Here is an 18,427-nt window from a genome sequence, read left to right on the forward strand (position 1 = left end):
CGTTTTTTAGAAATTAACAGTTAATCCTAGTGTAGTAATTGTTGGCGAAGGATAACGTCCGTTATCGATACCATTTAAAAGCTGGTTTTGGTTTATTGCTCCAACTTCAGGATCATAACCTTTATACTTTGTAAAAGTTAAAATGTTCTGCATGTTTGAAGTCACTTTTACATTTGTGATTCCGTACTTAGCGTATAAATCTTTCGGAAGATTGTAAGAGATTGAAATGTTCTTTAGTCTTACATACGAGCCGTCTTCTACAAATCTGTTGCTCAAACGATAATTTGATGCAGATGAAGCTGAAGAAGCACCAATTCTAGGCATGTAAGGATCTCCGCCTACAATCTGCACGTTGCGATAATCGTTTGGTCCGTTCGGGTCGATTAATTCTAATTGCGCATATCCTAAAGCCGTTTTCAATAAGTTCGTATTTTCACGTGGATTTTCTAACCATCTTCTTTGGTAGTTTAAAACTTCGTTTCCGTAAGAACCTGTAAATAAAATGCTCACATCAAAACCTAAGAAAGAGAAACTGTTGTTAAAACCAAATGTAAAATCTGGGTTTGGATTACCAATATAACCTGCATCTTTTTCGTTTATTACGCCATCTTTATTAGCATCTTCGAACATATAATCTCCAATCCAAACTCCATTTTCACCAATCACCATTCCTTCTGGCAATGCTGTTGGCGTTACCGTTCCGTTAGCATCTTTATAATAGAAATCTGTTGCTTTTTCAAAACGTCCGATTACTTTATAACCGTAGAACTGACCCAATGGCTGACCTACAGCTGTACGAGTAACTACTGTAACATCTGAACCTTGCTGTAATGTCTGGTCGTAAACTCCAGATTCTGAATTTAATTTCAACACTTTAGATCTATTCATAGAGAAATTGAAATTCGATTTCCAAAGAAAATCTTTTCTCTGCATGTTGATTGTGTTTATGGTAAACTCAAAACCTTTGTTTTCAAGAGATCCCACATTTGCAAAAGGAGGTGATGTAGCTCCCTGACCTGTTGTTCCTACGTAAGCTGGAAGTGATAATCTTAATAATAAATCGTCTGTTTTCTTGTGATAAAAATCTGCTGTAATTTCAATTCTGTTGTCCAAAAATCCAAGGTCTAAACCAACATTCACTTGATTTGATTTTTCCCATTTCAAATCTGGATTTGCTGTATTGGTTGCAATTTGCCCGCTTCCCCAATTGGTTGCAGAAGTACCATAAACAGAAGTATAAGCATTATTGGGAACGCTTGAATTTCCTGTTACTCCCCATCCTGCACGTAGTTTTAAATTGTTAACTACCTGATTGTCTTTCAAAAATGATTCATTTGAAATTTTCCAAGCTAAAGAAGCAGATGGAAACCAATCCCATTTGTTGCCTTCAGCAAACTGTGAAGATCCGTCTCTTCTGATGGTTCCCGTTAGAAAATATCTATCATCAAAAGAATAAGCTGCTCTTGCAAAATAAGAACTAAGTGATTTTGTAGAACTTGCATTTGAATTTCTAGCAGTTGTCGGATCTCCTGCATTTAAATCGGTTGCTCCGTTTGTTAAATAACCAGAACGGTATCCATAAAGATTTTCCCAATTCTGCTCTTGAAACTCTTGAGCTACCAATGCATTAATATTATGTTTTCCGAAAACTTTATTATACGTCAAAGTGTTAGTCCAAATCCAGTTTTCGCTGGTAGATTTTGTTCTTGATCCTTCTCTCACTTCATTAGATAACGCTCCAAAAGTGTAAGATGGATTAAAAGTATATCGGTTACCAAAACCATAATCTATAGAATATTGTGTTTTCAGTTTTAAGTCTTTTGTAAAACCAATTTCTGCATACACATTTCCTCTAATTCCGTAGTCTTTTCCATGATTATCTTTCAACATTGCAATTCCTAGCGGATTCGTCTGAACGAATTCTGTTGTATCTGGTCCGTCAAAAGTTCCGTCTGCATTACGAGCCGCTACGTTTGGAGTTTGCTTTAAAGCCGTTAAAATCACAGAATCATCATTAACAGTAGTTACCTGATTGGTTTTGTATGCATTTAAGTTTACTCCAACTTTCATCCATTTCTTTACCTGAGAATCGATTACACCTCTGATAGTCATACGATCAAAAGAAGACCCAATTATAGTTCCTTCCTGATCAAAATAAGACATTCCTAATGCATACGTAGTAGTGTCAGATCCGCCAGAAGCAGATAAATTATAACTTTGAATTAAACCTGTCTGAAATAACTCGTCTTGCCAATTTGTTCCTTCTCCTAATAAATCAGGACGAATAAAATAAGGGTCTCTTTGTACAATACCCAAATCTGCACGCGTATTTTTCAACTCTCCGTATTCTCTTAAATTAAGCACCTGCAATTCTTTTGGCATTTGTTGCCATCCTACATAACTGTCAAAATTTAAAACCAAATCTCCTTTTCTACCCGTTTTAGTAGTAACCATAATGACACCGTTTGCAGCTCTAGAACCATAAATGGCAGTTGCAGAAGCATCTTTCAAAATATCGATAGAAGCAATATCGTTAGGGTTAATTCCAGAAAGCGGATTTGAATTTAAAGAACCTGAATTACCATCTATAATAACACCATCAATTACATAAATTGGCTCGTTTGAACCGGTAATCGAACTGATACCACGAATACGTACCGAAGAGCTTCCTCCCGGCGTACCACTGTTTTGCTGTATTTGCACTCCCGCAGCTCGCCCTTGCAATACCTGATCTATAGTTGTAGAAACAGATTGGGTTACTGCCGAACTAGAAATAGAAGAAATCGCTCCTGTTAAATCTGCTCTTTTTGATGTTCCGTATCCAATAACAACAACTTCTTTTAAGTCGTTTAGGTTTTCTTCTAGTAAAGCATCAATTTTAGTTTTATTGTTTACGGCAACTTCATACGGTTTATATCCGATAAAACTGAAGACCAAAATACTATTGGTTGGAATAGCCTGAAGTGTATAAGTACCGTCAAAATTAGATACAGTACTGGTTTTGGTTCCTTTTACAATGATATTGACACCTGGTATTGGTCCAACACCATCAGATACAGTACCTGTAACGGTAATTTGTGCATTTACTGCAGCAGAAAATACCAGCATCAGGATCAAGAGTCCCCAATTCTTGAAGTATTTAGATCTGCTTTTAGTAATTAAAAAGTTAGTCATAAATAATTGGTTTAATGAGTTAATAGTATGGTTTAGTTAGTTTTTATTTTTAATGACTTTATTGGCATTTGTATTTTAACATTTTGCAACAAATAACAGCTTATAGTCAAAACAAATATATGCAAAAAACAACAACACACAATCGGTTGCGTTAATTTTTTTTCTCAATTTCAAAAAAATACCATTAAAAAAAAGAATAATCTATATTTATATTTGCAAAACATTAAACAATCATTAAAAAGAGCATTCATTACAACGAAAACGTTAGAGATAATAAATCGTTTAATTGAAAATCTTAAAAAAACCATAAAATGTTAAAATATCGGTTTTTACTAAAAAACACTAAAACGTTGTAGTTGAACTTCTAAAAAGCGTTCGAAATCAAATCTTTCCTCATCCCTTATAAAATGGGATATGCAACCTATTAGAAACTGAAAACCAGCACACTAAAACTGAAAGCATATATTTCTTACAAATACCAAAAAGAGACAATCGGTTGCTTTTATTTCATAAAAAAACTCCCTTCCAAATAACTGAAAGAGAGTTTGAAAACTATAAAAATGGAAATAAAAATATACTATAGATTCATCTTTTTGGCATCTTCAACAAATTGCTTCAAACCAATATCGGTTAGCGGATGTTTCAGCAATCCTTTTATAGCAGAAAGCGGCCCTGTCATTACATCAGATCCTACTTTTGCACAGTTTACGATATGCATCGTATGACGAACTGAAGCCGAAAGAATCTGAGTCTGATAATTGTAATTATCGTAGACCTGTCTGATTTCTTCAATTAAATGCATTCCGTCTGTCGAAACATCATCTAAACGTCCTAAAAATGGCGAAACATAAGTAGCTCCGGCTTTCGCAGCAAGTAATGCCTGACCCACAGAAAACACTAAAGTTACATTGGTGCGAATTCCTTTAGAAGAAAAATATTTACACGCTTTTACGCCATCACCAATCATAGGCAGTTTTACCACAATCTGAGGATGTAAAGCGGCCAATTCCTCTCCTTCTCTAATCATTCCTTCAAAGTATGTAGAAATAACCTCAGCAGAAACATCACCATCAACGATATTGCAGATGTCTAGATAATGTTTTAAAATATTGTCTTTTCCGGTAATGCCTTCTTTTGCCATCAAAGACGGGTTGGTGGTTACGCCGTCTAAAACGCCCATAGACTGAGCTTCTGTTATGTCTTGTAAATTGGCAGTATCAATAAAAAATTTCATGGTTTTTGGTTTTTATTTTGGTTAGTAATTGAATGCAAATTAGAAGTTATTTGAAACATTCCGTATTGTAGAAGCGCACTGCAGTGCGTCTACGCAAAGTTTGTCCGTATAGTTTTGTCATCGACGAAGGAGACTCGAGCAATAGCAAACAGACGAAATAAATCTTCGCTAGAAACTCTACAAAGATTGGTTTATCGTTGCGGAGCTACTTACGAAGATTTCTCCTTCGTCGAAATGACAAGACTGTGTGTTTCTTTGTGTAAATAAGGTAGAACGCAATTTAGTGCGTTTTAAATTCTAATGAGGAAAAAATGTGCATTTCGATTTGATTCTGCTCTTCAAAAAACCTTCAATAAAAATAAACTCACTATTAATTTTTATCAAACTGACTTATTTTTTTCTTTGAGATTATCTAAAATAGTAACTAAACCTTCAATCTATTTTCATCAAATCTAAAATTCAAAACAAGCCATAATCTCCACACACATTTGTCAATTTTCATTTAAAAATAAATTTTAACGATTTACGACTATCATATTAAAATTCGAATGTATTTTTAAATTGTCTCTGTAATGAGTTTAGAAACCTGACAGGTTTTTAAAACCTGTCAGGTTTAATTGGTATCTAAAAATCTAAAACCTATTAAATATATTGGTTGATGATGTTTTCAAACAATTCTTGTTTACCGCTTTGAAGATTTAATTCTCCATTTTCGTGAGCGATCGTATAAAGATCTTTCAATCCTAATTTTCCATCAGCAAAATCTTTTCCTTTTCCAGAATCGAATGAACTGTATCTTTCTTTTCTTAATTTCTCGTATGGAGAAGAAGAAATAATTTTATCAGCAGTCAATAATGCTCTTGCAAAAGTATCAGCTCCGCCAATGTGTGCTAAGAAAACATCCTCTAAGTCTGTAGAATTTCTTCTGATTTTAGCGTCGAAATTAACTCCACCACCTTGTAAACCGCCAGCTTTTAAGAAAACCAACATTGCTTCAGTTGTTTCCTGAATGTTATTTGGGAATTGGTCTGTATCCCAGCCGTTTTGGTAATCTCCTCTGTTTGCGTCGATACTTCCTAACATTCCTGCTTTTGCAGCAACTTCTAATTCGTGTTGGAAAGTATGTTGCGCCAAAGTAGCGTGGTTTACCTCGATGTTGATTTTGAAATCTTTGTCTAAACCGTATTGTTTCAAGAAACCAATTGCAGTTGCAGAGTCAAAATCGTATTGGTGTTTAGACGGCTCCATTGGTTTTGGTTCGATAAAGAAAGTTCCTTTAAATCCTTGCGCTCTTGCGTAGTCTCTAGACATTGCTAAGAATTGTGCCATGTGGTCTAATTCTCTTCCCATGTCGGTGTTCAAAAGAGACATATAACCTTCTCTTCCTCCCCAGAATACGTAGTTTTCTCCGCCTAAAGCGATAGTTGCATCTAGAGCTAATTTTACTTGTCCGCCCGCGCGAGCTACCACATTAAAGTCTGGATTTGTAGCCGCTCCGTTCATGAATCTTGGGTTTGAGAAACAGTTTGAAGTTCCCCAAAGTAATTTAATTCCAGATTCTGCTTTTTTCTGTTTTAAGTATTCTGTAATGAAAGCCAAACGTTTTTCTGATTCTGCGAAAGTTGGTCCTTCGTTAATCAAATCGTAATCGTGGAAACAGAAATAATCGAATCCCATTTTGCTGATAAATTCAAAAGCAGCATCTGCCTTATCTTTTGCAGCCTGATACGGATCTGATGATGCATCCCAAGCAAAATTTTGAGTTCCTGGTCCGAACGGGTCGCTTCCTTGTCCGCAGAATGTGTGCCAGTAAGCGATTGCAAATTTAAAGTGCTCACGCATTGTTTTTCCAGCTATAACTTGGTCTGGATTGTAATATTTAAACGCTAACGGATTGTCAGATTCTTTTCCCTCAAATTTAATTTGACCAATACCTTTGTAGTATTCTTTATCTCCTAAAACTATCATTTTTATTTTTTTTATTTATTTGTTAATACTAATTCTAATCCTTGTTTCCATTTCTGGTATGCTTTCACGTATTCTTCTTTATTTTTCAGTGGTAAAAATGTCATTACGTGATCGTTAGTCGTAATTCCAGAACTAAACTTATCATAATCGCCGTCTTTTAAACCAACTGCTCTCGCTGCTCCAACTGCTCCCGTTGTATTGTAAATCTCAATTTCGTGACCAATTAAAGTCGCAACGGTATTTGAGAAAATCTCAGAACGGAAAAGATTGTCATTTCCTGCTCTAATGACATTGATTACCGCATTATCTTCTTTCAGACATTCCATTCCGTACACAAACGAAAACGCAATTCCTTCTAAAGAAGCTCTGAATAAGTGTGCGCTATTGTGAATGTTGAGGTTTAAATTCAGAAAATGAGTTCCGATATTTTTGTTATTGAACATACGCTCAGCACCATTCCCAAACGGAATCACGACAACACCTTCTGAACCGATTTCGATTTCAGAAGCTTTCTCATTCATTGCTTCGTAAGATTCATTACCCATATTATTACGAAGCCATCTGTACTGAATTCCAGCTCCGTTAATATTCAAAAGTTTACCCACTCTAGGCGTTTCTAATTCATAGTTTACGTGAACGAAATTGTTGACTCTCGTACTTTTTCCAGAAGTCGCATCGCTTACCGCATAAAAAACTCCCGAAGTTCCGCCCGTAGCCGCTACTTCACCCGGATGCAAAACATTCAAAGCCAAAGCATTATTTGGCTGATCTCCTGCTCGATATACAATCGGAATTCCTGCTGGAAGTCCAGATTCTTGAGCGCCTTTTTCGTTAATAACACCTTGATTCGTAAAATTCTCTACAATATTTGGAGTCAGCGAAGTATCAATTCCGTAATATTCTAAAAGCCAATCGGCTACTTTATTTTCTTTATAATCCCATAGCATTCCTTCAGACAAACCATTTTTGGTAGTCGTTACTTCGCCTGTCAATTTCAAAGCGATATAATCTCCCGGAAGCATGTATTTGTAGATTTTATTGTAAACTTCTGGTTCGTTTTCTTTTACCCATTTCAGTTTAGAAGCCGTAAAATTCCCAGGCGAATTCAGTAAATGTTCCATACATTTTTCCTGACCGATTTCCGCATACGCTTTATTTCCAATTTCAACCGCACGGCTGTCACACCAGATAATCGAATTACGAAGTGCATTTTTATCTTTATCCACAATCACCAATCCGTGCATTTGGTACGAAATACCAACGCCCTGAATTTTAGACGCATCAATATTCGATTCTTTAATCGCTCTTTTGGTCGCCGTACAAATGTACTCCCACCACATTTCAGGATCTTGCTCTGCCCAGTCTGCGTGCAGGGAAACAATTTCCATTTCGTTTTGAGGCTCATTCAAAACAATTACTTTTTTGCCCGTTTCTGCCTCAACGATTGCCGCTTTTACAGAAGAACTTCCAATGTCATATCCTATATAATACATACTTTTATAATGATTCTCTTAAAATTAATTTCGTTGGCACGTAACACTTCGTTTCTTCGTCGTGTGTGATAAATGCTGCTGCTTTGGTTCCCATTTCTTTAAAGTCGGTCGATACAACCGAAATTCCTTTGTAAATAAATTTCTTCATCGGCGTTTCGTTGTACGATAAGAAACCTACATCTTTTCCGGGTTCAAAATCTTTCTCTTTGCACTGTTCTAAAAACTCGCCTAAAATTCGGTCACTTACACTGATATAAGCAATTCCTTTCTCAATCTGAAACTTTTTAGAATCGGTAATAATTTCATTTTCAAAACCAAAATCAATACAAAACTTCTTAAAATATTCTACCGTTTCCCAAGGGTGATTCGTAAAATCAGGATAGATAAAAACTGTTTTTTTATACTTTTTAAACAAATCAGAAGCTTCTGTCAGCGCCTCATAGAATGCCTTTCCAAAATCCTGAAAAACATAATTATTCGTTTTATCCGCCCGAATATTCCAGTCAATCAAAAGCAGTTTATCATTCGAAATTGCCGACAATGCAGGAGGAATTTCTTTGTGGTCAAAATTCATCACCACATATTTATAATACTTCCCGATTCCGTTATTAATGATTGTTTTAAAAACATCAATATTATAATGATGAAACTGCACATCAATAATCACATTATCAGCCAGATTATTCACAACCGAATGATACAAAACCTCTTTATAAGCCTTAAACGTATCCAAAACCAAAAGCACTTTTCTGGTTTCTCCCGCCACATAATAGCCTTTATTCGGTACCGAATCGATCACATTCTGATCCTTCAAAATCGAATACGCCTTAAAAACCGTATCTCTCGAAAGCTGGTACGTTTTGCAAATCACATTTACAGAAGGCAGTAAATCGCCCTTTTGCAAAATATTCTCCGCAATCGCATTTGTAATTCCGTCAACCAACTGCTGGTACTTCGGAATATCACTTTCGTGATTAATTATAAACTCAAATTTTTCGTCTTCTTTTGGCATACCGTTCTGTTCCGTTCTGTTATGCTAAAGTAGATAAAAATATTTTACAAAAAACTCTTTTTCAAATTAAAATTGTTATTTTTTTATTTTCTTTAAGTCCTTAGTTGTTGTTTTTAATTTAAAGAATTTGGGCGTGTCCCGCTTGAAAAAAGCGGGTCGGGCTATTCGTTTCAAGTCCTCGCTCTTCCTTCGTCAGGCTGTGGGCTTTCCACTGCTATCCCTCACGCGAACGGTTTCATCACAACAATCGTCATTGCGAGGAACGAAGCAATCACACTCAGAATGGGGCAAAGATTGGCGATTTAGCTTGTCGAGCTACTTGCGGAGATCCTTCCTTTGTCACGATGACAGACTGAACGAAAAATTCTTATGAAAACCTATACCTAGCCCCGATAGAAGTGGAAATCCTTTTTTATTTTTCCTTTAAAAATAAAAAAGATTGCAACGGATAGCGGGATTAGCTCCTAATCAATCAGCCTCCTAATCCCGTACGGATCAATTGTGATAATCGAACCATCTTCCAGATAATCGATTTTGGTCACTTTCATGCTTCGCAAGTGTGTAACACCTTTTGACAAACTCGAATCGTGGTAAAACAGATACCATTCGCCATCGACTTCACAAATCGAATGATGCGAAGTCCATCCCACAACCGGATTCAGAATCCTTCCCTGATACGTAAATGGCCCATACGGATTGTCGCCAATCGCATAACAGATAAAATGCGTATCGCCTGTAGAATAAGAGAAATAATATTTTTCGTTGTATTTATGAACCCATGAAGCTTCAAAAAAACGACGGTCGTTATCTCCTGCGAGAATCTCATTTCCTTTTTCATCCAAAATTTTAATTTCTTTCGGATCTTCGTCAAACTCCAGCATATCTTCACGAAGTCTTGCTACAATTGGCCCCAAGGCTTTTTCATTGGCTGTTGGCTCTTCGTTATTTTCGTCATAAATATTATTTCGATATTTCTGAAGCTGACCGCCCCAGATTCCTCCAAAATAAATATAATGTCTGCCGTCTTCATCTTCAAAAACTGCAGGATCAATACTGTAACTTCCTTTTATGGCTTCTTTTTCAGGAACAAAAGGTCCAACTGGCGAATCGCTTATGGCAACTCCAAGCTGAAAAATACCGCTAGCACGTTTAGCTGGGAAATACAAATAATATTTTCCTGCTTTGCAGGCCGCATCTGGTGCCCACATCTGCTTCTCTGCCCAGGCAACATCATTTACGTGTAAAGCAACGCCATTGTCAACGGCTTCTGACGAAATGTCTTCCATCGAAAAAACGTGATAATCTTCCATTCCGAAATGATCTCCATTGTCGTTAAACGGAATTCCCGCATCAATGTCGTGCGAAGGATAAATATAGATTTTACCATTAAATACATGCGCCGAAGGATCGGCTGTATAAATATGGGATACTAAAGGCTTTGAAATCGCCAAGTCATTAATTTCCTCAAAATTAATGTGTTCAATGCTGTCTTCAGGCATAGTAATATTTTGTTTAAGTAATTAAGTTCTTCTTTGTTTAAGGTCTGTTTCGATCTGCACTTCCATTTCTTTATTGATTTTATAGAAAAACAGCAATCCGGCTCCAATTAAAAAAGGAATTGCAGGGAAAATACTCACTAATAATTTGATTCCGTCTACAGCAGATTCAGTCTGAACTTCTGCATTGGCCACATAATGGAATGCTCCTAAAACCATAGTGGTTACCGCTCCTCCAATACTCAAGCCTGCTTTTAACCCCACCATCATCGCAGAAAAGATAATCGCAGTTGCACGACGGTTGTTCAGCCATTCTGAATAATCTGCCACATCGGCAATCATCGCCCATAGAATCGGGATTGTGATTCCGTAGAAAAAGCCATGTAAGATTTGAGAGAAAAATATCAATCCGATAGAGGTTGACGGGAAAAAGTAAAAAGCAATAATAAATAGCGTCGAAATGAACAGAAATAGTCCGAATACATTTCGTTTTCCGTATTTGTCTGCTAGGTTTTTAGACAATGTAATTCCGACAATCATAAAGATGATTCCGCCTGCATTAAAAAGTCCGAATCCCGCAGAAACAGGATCGCTCCCAAAATGATTCAGTCCGATATTTGTTAGAAAATCTAAAATAGGCTGAATAAAAATGGCTAATTGTTCTTTGTTTACGTAATTCTCAAAATAATACACATAAGAACCGCCTTTCATTGCTAAAGTCACAAAAACCAAAGTTGTCAGCGAAAGCATAATCACCCAAGGCCTGTTTTTGATTAAATCGCTTAAATCTTCTTTCACACTAGACTTTTGTTCTGGTTTAGGAATGATTCTTTCTTTCGTAGTTAAAAAAGTAATCAGAAGCATAATCGTTCCGATGATAGCCAGAGCAGTCATTACTTTCTCGATTCCAACAGCTTTATCGCCATTTCCAGCACTTTTGATAATGCCAAGCATAAAAACCTGAACAAAAAACTGAGCGAACATAACGGCAACAAAACGATACGACGACATACTATTTCTTTCGCCCATATCTCCTGTAATTACACCACTTAAAGCGGAATAAGGCAGATTATTTGCAGCATAAAAAAGCAATAATAAAGTGTAGGTTACAATGGCATAAATTACTTTTCCTTGATACGAAAAATTTGGAGTTGAAAATGCCATTAAAGCGACAACTCCCAACGGAATTGCAGTCAATAAAATCCACGGTCTGAATTTTCCCCATTTGGTACTCGTTCTGTCTGCCAAAACCCCAATAATCGGATTGAAAACGAAGGCGGCAATTAAACCCACAACCAGCATGATAATAGAAGAATCTGTTGGCGATAATCCGTAGATATCGGTATAAAAATAAGCCAGATACGTCATCAAAGTTTGAAAAACGAGATTGGCAGCTAAGTCGCCCAAGCTGTATCCAATTTTTTCTTTGATGGATAGTTTTTGTGAAATGTTAGTCATTGGTGGGTTTGTGGTCATTTGTCGGTTAGTTATGTAAGCAAAAGTGGTTTTTATTTTTCTAATAGTTTAGTTTGTCATTTCGAGGAACGAGAAATCTCAGCGAGTAGCTCCACAAAGAGAATCCAAATCTTTTATCGAGTTTCTTGCGAAGATTTCTCCTTACGTCGAAATGATAAAATGATGCGAATTACATTTTAAACAATCGGTTGTGTAAAATTAGACAAAAAAACATATTATGCAAATTTAGTTTGCTTTATTTAAGTTATTTTTTATTCCACAACCGATTGCTGATTAATTCATCAAAGCAAAGCCTTTTTCTTTGTTATTCTTTAGATTCTTTAAGATTTAAAATACTGTCGTACGCTTTTTTATGTTTCAAATCGGCATCAAATGGCAAAGGGTAATTTGTTCTGCCTTTAATCGGCCAGTCGTTTAACCAAGATTGTTTGTCATGAACGCCCCAGAAAGTCACTCGGCTAATTTTGTCTTTGTGTTTTAAAAATAATTTAAAAATCGAAGCGTAACGTTCTGTAAGTTTGTTTTGCACTGAATCTGGCAATTTCTCAGGATACGGATTCATTTTCGGATTTCCCTCAAATTTCTGATTTACATCGGCACCTTTTAAATCCCACGGATTGGGCAAAACGGTAATATCCAATTCTGTAAATGCTACTTTAATGCCTAAAGCGGAATATTCTAAAATACTTTTTTCGATTTCTTCCAAGGACGGACTTTCTAATCTCCAATGCCCCTGAATTCCTACTCCATCGACTTTTCCGCCTTCGGCTTTTATTTTTTTGATCAAAGCAATCGCTCCCGCTCTTTTCGCTGGTTCTTCGATATTATAATCATTGTAATACAATTCGGCTTTAGGATCTGCTTTTGCAGCTAATTTGAATGCGTCAACCAGATATTTTTCGCCCAATGTATTTAGAAAAACCGATTTTCTAAGTGTTCCATCTTCATTTAAAGCTTCGTTTACCACATCCCAAGAATCGATTTTGCCTCTATATCTAGAAACAATGGTATTGATATGATCCTGCATAAAAGCTTTCATTTCTGTACTGTCTGCAATCTTTTCCATCCAAGGTGCTAATTGACTGTGCCATATCAACGTATGCCCGTGAATAAACATTTTATTCTTTTTTCCGTACGCCACAAATTTATCCGATAGAGCAAAATCATATTTGCCCTTTTGCGGATGTGTGTACATCGATTTCATGATATTTTCGGCTGTAATCGCATTGAATTCTTTTTTAATAAGCGAATCTTCTTTGCTATTTTTTTCCTGAATCTGATTGACATCTAATGCGGTTCCAATTAAAAAATCGTTTTTATAAGCGTCTTTTAGCGAAAGGGTTTCTTTCTGCGATGAGCAGCTTAACGTTAGCATCGCTGTGACGGCTAATAAATAAGGTTTTACTAATTTCATATTATTGTGGTTTTTTAGTTAGTGTATTTTTTATAGACTAATCGTCATTTTGTCATTCCGAGGAACGAGGAATCTCCGCGAGTAGCTCTACAAAGATTGGCGACATTCTGTGAGGAGTTTCTTGTGGAGATTCCTCGTTCCTCGGAATGACAAACAGGACGTGTGATGTTACTGCTTAATATTCTTTTTTAAAACTCTCCGGCGGCCCCAAATAAGACTCTAATAATTTTCCCTCTTCGGTTTCAATTACAATTTTCTGCAACACCAAAGCTGGATCAACCGCATAAATCTTCAAAACATGATTTCCTGAGTCTTTGATTTGATGCGTTGAGGTTATAATTTTAATATTGTTCGCAACCGATTCTGCCCAATTCTTTTCTGATGAATCTGCATTTAAATTCATAATTTGTGGTTTTTCCTGATTAAAACCAATTCCGTATTTTAAACCGTCGCCCAATTTAAAATTGATTGTCGGCGAAAAATAGGCATGAACTTTTACTTTTCCTTTGCTAAAAAAATGAACGTCGTATTCTAATCTTGGCGATTGTTCAGAAATTTCAATTGATTGAATATTCGAAGGCTTAATTGTTACTCCAGAATCTGTTTTTCCCAAATTCGGAATTACAGTCCATTTTACGGAATCTGAATTAATTGCTTTTGAGAAGTTTTTACTTTCTATTGAAATATATCCGTTGCTTTCTACAAAACCTTTCACACCGCTTAAATCTGCGTTTTTATTAATTGCTTTTTCATTCTTTGGAGGATTCGTGATATCTCTTTCCTTCACAACTTGAATTGAAGGCTCGATTCTTTTGGTTTTCGGAATCACATTTTTATCGGGTTGCTGCCAATTGTCATAACCAATATGCGTCTGAGACATCATGTGATTCCATTTTCCGTTTGCTAATTTGGTATGGTAATAATTGGTGAGCAGACTGTCCTTTTCAAATAACTTTTTTACTTTTTGAGCATAATCATTTGCAACAGCACTTCCCTGTTCTGCATATATATAATTCTTCGCAGTTGCAACATACATTTCATTTAAATTTGCACTCGCCAAAACCGGAAACAAAACCAGCTGATAAAAAGCATCTTTATATTCTGGCTGTAATTTATCATTTATCGAATTCGCTTTTTCAATCAGCTTTTGATAATCGGTTACAACTTGGTCTGCTTCATTATAGTTCATAACGCTATACGTTTTAGCATCTAATAATTCAGGTTTTCGGCGTGCGTTGTATTTCGTATACAATTTTAAAATTTCAGCGATTTCTTCCGAAAACTGGTTTCCAAAATTCTCCTTTGCCCAATTCACATAATAATCCTGTAAATTTTCTGCATTAAACTTTTCTGGATTCCAAGCCATATCGAGGAAAAACTCAATCGGAAATTCCATTGGTTTGATGTCGCCCACATTGACAATCCAGATTTTATCTACGCCATATTGATACGCCAAATCCATTTGTTCCCAAACTCTTTCGATTTGGTTTGTGTTGATCCATTTGTAATTTCGCGGACCTCCGACATAATCGTAATGATAATAAATGCCGTAACCTCCTTTTCTTCGCTTGGCGTTCAGTTCAGGCAGTTTGCGAATATTGCCCCAATTGTCGTCGCACAATAAAAACGTAACATCTTCTGGTACCGTCATTCCCTTATCGTAATAATCCTGTACTTCTTTGTAAAGCGCCCACACTTGAGGCGTTTCTTCAATTGGTTTTTTAGTAACTTCCTGAATGATACTTCGTTGGGTTTTAACGATATTTTCTAAAAGATCAATCGCTGTTCCTTCCGTCATGGGTTCGTCGCCGTCTCCTCGCATTCCAATCGTTACGATGGTTTCTTTGTTACCCATTCTTTTAATTCCGTCTTTCCAAAATTGAATCAAAGCTTCAGAATTGGTATTAAAATCCCATTTTCCGTTTGATTTTCCCCATTCGGCGTGTGCTCTTGTCAAAGGTTCGTGATGCGAAGTTCCCATTACGATTCCGTATTCATCAGCCAAAACAGCATTCTGCGGATCTTCGACATAAAACATTCTGCCCCACATGGCTGGCCATAAATAATTGCCTTTCATTCTGAGAATCAATTCAAAAACCGTATCATAGAATTTCGAATTGAATCCTCCGTATTTCTCAAAAGCCCAGCCAGACAAAGCTGGAGCCTCATCATTTATAAAAATGCCGCGGTATTTTACTTTCGGTTCTCCCTGCGAATGAATTCCAGGTAAAACATGCAATTCCGATTGTTTTTTCACCGGAACATCTCCCCAGAAATACCAAGGCGAAATTCCTATTTGATTGGATAAATCATAAATTCCGTAAATCGTTCCTCTTTTGTCAGAACCTGCAATTACTAATGCTTTTTTGATTCCTTTAAACGGGTTTTCGACAATTTGAGTCGTAAATTTTTCCCATTTCCCCTGAAGCTGACTTCCATCAATTTTTCCTTTTTTGGCTAATTGATCGATGATTTCGCTTTTTCCTAATGTTCCGATAATGACCACAAAATCTTCTGCTTCAGATATTTTTTTTATTCTTTTCGGATGCAAATCGGAAACTTTAAAAATGTCATTTTCTAAATGTCCCGTCACTTTTAAAACTCCCGAAAAATCTTTATCGCTTACTAAAATCGAAGCTGCTTTTCCTTTTGAAACCAAAGGAAAATTTTCTGCAGAAGCCTGATTGACTACGTATTTTTCTGGATTTATGGCATACGATTTTGTGCTTAATCCAATTAGGAAAAGCGACAGAATAATGTAGTATGTTTTAATTTTTAAACACATAGAATCATAGATTTTTCTTTGCTTATAAAGGCGTTTCACTTATTCAAATGCACATAGTTTTTTCACAAGTTTTGTCATTCCGAGGAACGAGGAATCTTCGCGAGTAGCTCTACAAAGATTGGCGACATTCTATGAGGAGTTTCTTGTGAAGATTCCTCGTTCCTCGGAATGACAAACAGAACGTTTTACTCTTCTCATCTGAGACCTGACAGGTTTTTAAAACCTGTCAGGTCTAATTCCAAAGAATATTACAAACCCAATTTATACCCAATCCCCATTTCCAGACCTCGCAATTCAGCCAAACCTTTTAATCTTCCTGTTAACGAATAACCAGGATAGGTTTCTGTTTTTTCATCAACTTCGTGCAAAAAACCGTGATCGGGGCGCATTGGCAAACTGACTTTTGTTTTATTCATTACAAGCAAAATCTTTTCTACAATCTTTTCCATTTTCACATCTCCGTACAAATGCTCTGATTCTCTAAAAATAGTTTCGCTTTCGCGGATGGTATTTCTTAGATGTAAAAAATGAATTCTCTCTTCGTAATCGTCGATTATTTTTTCCAGATTATTTTTTGGGTCAGCGCTAAGTGAACCTGTACAATAACACAAGCCGTTGGCAGTTGAAGGAACGGCACTGAAAATCGATTTTAAATCTTCTTCTGTTGAAACAATTCTCGGCAATCCCAAAACCGAAAACGGCGGATCGTCGGGATGAATCGCTAATTTCTGTTCATTTTTTTCTGCAATTGGTGTTATTTCAGATAAGAAATAAATCAAATTTTCTCTTAGTTTTTGATTGTCGATTGTAGCATAATTTTCTAAAAGCGATAAAATTTGTTCTGCTGTAAAATTGATTTTACTTCCTGGTAATCCGAGTAAAACATTTTTAAACAACAATGCTTTTTCATCTTCAGACAATTGATTTCCAAATTGCAAGGCTTTTTCTTTTTCAGTATCTGAATAATCGTTTTCTGAATTCGGTCTTTTTAAAAGAAAAACATCAAAATACGTAAACGCATCCTGATTGTATAGTAAAGCTTTGCTTCCGTCTTCATTTATAAAATTATGATTGGTGCGAACCCAATCCAGAATCGGCATAAAATTGTAGGTTATAATTTTAATCCCGCAATCGGCCAAATTCTGTAAGCTAATTTTATAATTTTCGATGTATTGCAAATAGTTTCTAGAAGCCCGTTTGATTTCTTCGTGAACAGGAAGACTCTCCACCACAGTCCACTCCAAACCTGCATTTCGAATCATCTGCTGTCTTTCCTGAATAGCTGCAACTGACCAGATTTCACCCACTGGAATCTGATGCAAAGCGGTTACAATTCCAGTTGCTCCGGCTTGTTTTATGTCGATAAGCTTTACGTTGTCATTTGGACCGAACCAACGCATGGTTTGCTGCATTTTTACCATAATTCTTTTTTTTCTGCCACGAAGGCTTTTTTTCTGCCACGAAGGCACTAAGACACTAAGTTTCTATTTTAAAGCCACAGATTATAAAGATTAAGTCAACTTAATCCGCAATCCAAATAGCAATCGAAAGGGGAAACAAAACTTTGTGCCTTTGCTCCTTCGTTGCTATAACCTAGAACCCAATACTGTTTCCGCCATCAACTGGCAGAACTGTACCCGTTGTATATTTTGATTCGCTTAAAGCGAAATAATAAACTGCATCTGCAATATCCGATGGCTCTCCTAAAAAGCCCATTGGCGTTCTCCCCAACACTTTATTTTTTCTTTCCGGATCATTGTCCAAAGCTGCCGCTGACATTTTGGTTTTTATAAATCCTGGAGCGATACAGTTTACTCGAATTCCCGCTGGAGCCAGTTCTGTTGCCATGGCTCGCGTCATAGATTCGATTGCGCCTTTACTTGCCGAATAGGCAATCACTTTCGGAATTCCGTATTGAGATGCCATCGAACTGATGTTGATGATACTGCCGCTTCCGTTGGCTTTCATGTTTTTGATTACTTCACGGCTTACGGCAAAAACGCTCAATAAATTGATGTGAATAATCGAAAGAAAATCTTCATCGGTCACGTCTGGAATCTCTTTTTTCATATTGATTCCTGCATTGTTTACCAAAATATCGATTGAGCCATTTTGCGTTATGCTTTCGATCATAGCAGGAATTCCGCTCAGATTATTTAAATCGAAAATTACTGGAATAGCATTTTCTCCAATTTCTTTACAGGCATCTTCTGTTTTTTCTTTTGATCTTCCGATGATGTAGGTTGTGATTCCGTTGTCACACAGTTTTTTTGCGGTTGCAAAGCCCAATCCCGAATTTCCTCCGGTTACAATTGCCGTTTTTTTGCTCATAATTTGTTTTTTGGTACGCGGATGACACTGATTCGCTATCGCGA

The 18,427-nt window shown here is 36.5% G+C and carries 11 protein-coding genes; all 11 read right to left on the bottom strand.

Features of this window, described 5'->3' with window-relative positions:
• Positions 1-6 precede the first annotated feature (6 nt).
• Positions 7-3,174 (bottom strand): SusC/RagA family TonB-linked outer membrane protein, encoded by a 3,168-nt coding sequence (locus tag ACWA1F_RS10795; RefSeq protein ID WP_456893759.1) that lies wholly within the window; start codon positions 3,172-3,174, stop codon positions 7-9.
• A 577-nt stretch (positions 3,175-3,751) separates the two neighbouring features.
• A complete protein-coding gene (gene fsa / locus ACWA1F_RS10800; RefSeq protein ID WP_456893760.1) occupies positions 3,752-4,408 on the bottom strand; it encodes a fructose-6-phosphate aldolase in 657 nt (218 codons plus the stop codon).
• Positions 4,409-5,050: 642 nt separating this feature from the next.
• On the bottom strand, positions 5,051-6,376 hold the full coding sequence (gene xylA, locus ACWA1F_RS10805; RefSeq protein WP_456893761.1) for a xylose isomerase: 1,326 nt from the start codon (positions 6,374-6,376) through the stop codon (positions 5,051-5,053).
• 11 nt (positions 6,377-6,387) lie between these two features.
• Positions 6,388-7,869 (bottom strand): xylulokinase, encoded by a 1,482-nt coding sequence (locus ACWA1F_RS10810; RefSeq protein WP_456893762.1) that lies wholly within the window; start codon positions 7,867-7,869, stop codon positions 6,388-6,390.
• Between the two features lie 4 nt (positions 7,870-7,873).
• The gene (locus tag ACWA1F_RS10815) at positions 7,874-8,881 is read right to left on the bottom strand and encodes a GntR family transcriptional regulator (protein ID WP_456893763.1); all 1,008 of its coding nucleotides are present in this window, start codon (positions 8,879-8,881) and stop codon (positions 7,874-7,876) included.
• A 464-nt stretch (positions 8,882-9,345) separates the two neighbouring features.
• The gene (locus ACWA1F_RS10820) at positions 9,346-10,380 is read right to left on the bottom strand and encodes a glycoside hydrolase family 43 protein (protein ID WP_456893764.1); all 1,035 of its coding nucleotides are present in this window, start codon (positions 10,378-10,380) and stop codon (positions 9,346-9,348) included.
• Between the two features lie 21 nt (positions 10,381-10,401).
• On the bottom strand, positions 10,402-11,835 hold the full coding sequence (locus ACWA1F_RS10825) for an MFS transporter (RefSeq protein ID WP_456893774.1): 1,434 nt from the start codon (positions 11,833-11,835) through the stop codon (positions 10,402-10,404).
• Between the two features lie 322 nt (positions 11,836-12,157).
• A complete protein-coding gene (locus ACWA1F_RS10830; protein WP_456893765.1) occupies positions 12,158-13,267 on the bottom strand; it encodes an endo-1,4-beta-xylanase in 1,110 nt (369 codons plus the stop codon).
• 175 nt (positions 13,268-13,442) lie between these two features.
• Positions 13,443-16,052, bottom strand: a complete 2,610-nt coding sequence (locus tag ACWA1F_RS10835) for a glycosyl hydrolase 115 family protein (RefSeq protein WP_456893766.1) — start codon at positions 16,050-16,052, stop codon at positions 13,443-13,445.
• Between the two features lie 248 nt (positions 16,053-16,300).
• Positions 16,301-17,464, bottom strand: a complete 1,164-nt coding sequence (uxuA, locus tag ACWA1F_RS10840) for a mannonate dehydratase (protein WP_456893775.1) — start codon at positions 17,462-17,464, stop codon at positions 16,301-16,303.
• A gap of 181 nt (positions 17,465-17,645) precedes the next feature.
• Entirely contained in the window at positions 17,646-18,383 is a 738-nt protein-coding gene (locus tag ACWA1F_RS10845; protein ID WP_456893767.1) for an SDR family NAD(P)-dependent oxidoreductase, read from the bottom strand.
• Positions 18,384-18,427: the final 44 nt, after the last annotated feature.

This window comes from Flavobacterium erigeronis (genome assembly GCF_054075165.1).